This is a genomic window from Pseudomonas sp. SST3 (assembly GCF_003325755.1).
This window is the reverse complement of sequence record NZ_QORI02000219.1, coordinates 1-1,789: the sequence shown is the minus strand read 5'-3', so window position 1 is coordinate 1,789 and position 1,789 is coordinate 1. Positions and strand designations below refer to the sequence as shown.

1 protein-coding gene and 1 pseudogene are annotated in these 1,789 nt (G+C 55.7%); one reads left to right on the top strand and one right to left on the bottom strand.

The features are described 5' to 3' along the window. Positions 1–213, top strand: a pseudogene (locus tag DQ405_RS26780) (transcriptional repressor); the annotation flags it as partial. Between the two features lie 78 nt (positions 214–291). On the opposite strand, the gene DQ405_RS26775 reads toward DQ405_RS26780, so the two are convergent. Continuing rightward, positions 292–1,623: an IS4 family transposase gene (locus DQ405_RS26775; protein ID WP_178114219.1), complete on the bottom strand. Its 1,332-nt coding sequence runs from the start codon at positions 1,621–1,623 to the stop codon at positions 292–294. Positions 1,624–1,789: the final 166 nt, after the last annotated feature.

Sequence of the window (1,789 nt, the reverse complement as noted above, 5' to 3'; positions counted from 1 at the left end):
TCGTGGTTCGGCATAATTTCGATGGCGGCCATSSCGTGTTCGAGCTGGCAGACGGCGGCCACCATGATCATATGGTCTGCGTTGATAGTGGTGACGTCATTGAGTTCTTCGACCCGGAGATCGAGAAAGCTGCAAAAGGAGATCGTCAAGCGTCACGGCTACGATCTGGTCGATCACAACTTGGTGTTGTACGTCCGCAAGAAGCCCGAATGATCGCCAGCAATCTGCAGCAAAAATGATTTCTAACACTTCTTGCCGCATGACAAACCCCGCCCATTGGCGTAATGCTGTTCACTTAAGCGGAGCAGCCTTACGATCCACCGGATACCGGGTTTTGGAAATCTTCACCGTCCTTGGCCTCCCTGGCCTTGGACGGTGATCCAGAAACAGCCCTGCGACACCTCCCCGCAATTCAGCCAGCCTTCTTCCCGTTGCCGAAACCGGATTGGCCGCCGCCATGACGATCAATTGCACCGCGATGTACTGGCAGGCGGGTTTGAACCTTATATCTGAAGGCTCCCGACCGAAGGCTACTGCGGCCTGGCTCGCCTCCCTGCGAATGATGTTGTAAGCCAGTAGCAGGCCCCAAACCTCCTGATAAATCAGGTCGATCTTCTTACTACGCAGCGTCACTGCGTTTTGTTGCATCGAGCTTTTGATGTCTCGAAAGCCCAACTCGATCTCCCAGCGCTCCAGGTACAGCTCAGCGACAGCCTCTGCGCTGTAGTCCCCAGCAGGCAATGAAGTGAGCAGCGATCTGACGTGTCCCCGGCTTTCATAACTAACCTCACGCACCTCCCAATGTGTGGGCAGGCTTGGATTTCGCTTGCGTGCTTGGGGCGAAACCTTCATCCGAACACGGCGATCATGCTCGCCGTAACGCTCGACTTCCTCCATGACCAGATTCTTGCGAGCCGGCGTCAACCAGTGACGATTGCTGCCGCCATCAGCAACGCTCAGCAGTAGATCAGCGCCCCAAAAGCCTTTGTCGAATAGCGTGATCGAATTGTCCGGAATCTGGCCTAGGAAGGTTTCGGCCAAGCGCATTTCGCTGCCCCGGTAGGGGCTGAGCTGGGCATCGAGGATCACGTGGGAACGCACGTTCATCAAGGCAACGAGCCGCATCATTGGAAAAGGTGTCTGGCGTTCAGTGCCCGTGTTGCCAGAGCCAAAATGTTCTCTTAGCTCAGGTGTATCGGGGGTTCGCAGTAATGCACCATCGACCGCGAACACCTGTAAACCATTCCAGTCGTCGGCTTCGTATCGCTCGCAACCCCAGTGTTTACCCGTCTGACGAAACAACGACTCGACCGGATCAGCCCCCAGTCGCTTACGCGCTTCAGTCACGCCGCTTCGCGCCAGCAACTGATCGGAGGCCAAGCCTTGAGCGCAGATATTCAGACGTCTGGCTACCTCATGTACGGGCTCATCTCGGAACAGGGCCATGCCCAGCACCAACCAAAGCACCTGATCGCTTGGTAGGCGACGACGCCTTATGGTGGCTTGCGCTGAAAGGTTCAGCGCACTGGCGACCCACTCAACAGGAATGTTCTGCGTGAAGGTGCTCAGATCCGAGAAATTGAAGAGATCACCGAGGTCGAGCAATTGCTGCTGAATGGGCATAAAAAATCCGATACCAGAGGACTGGTATCGGATTTTCTAGAAGCCACGGCCTGGACTCAAATGCTTAAGTGAACAGCATTACGTCCGAAGCCGGGGCTCTCATCTAGCGGCAAAGGCATATCAGTTGCCAGTAGCACTACTTCCCGTGGCGGTCGTGTTGCCGACA

Coding starts and splice junctions, on each gene's coding strand:
- DQ405_RS26775 (WP_178114219.1), bottom strand. CDS start 1,623: ATGCCCATTCAGCAGCAATTGCTCGACCTCGGTGATCTCTTCAATTTC.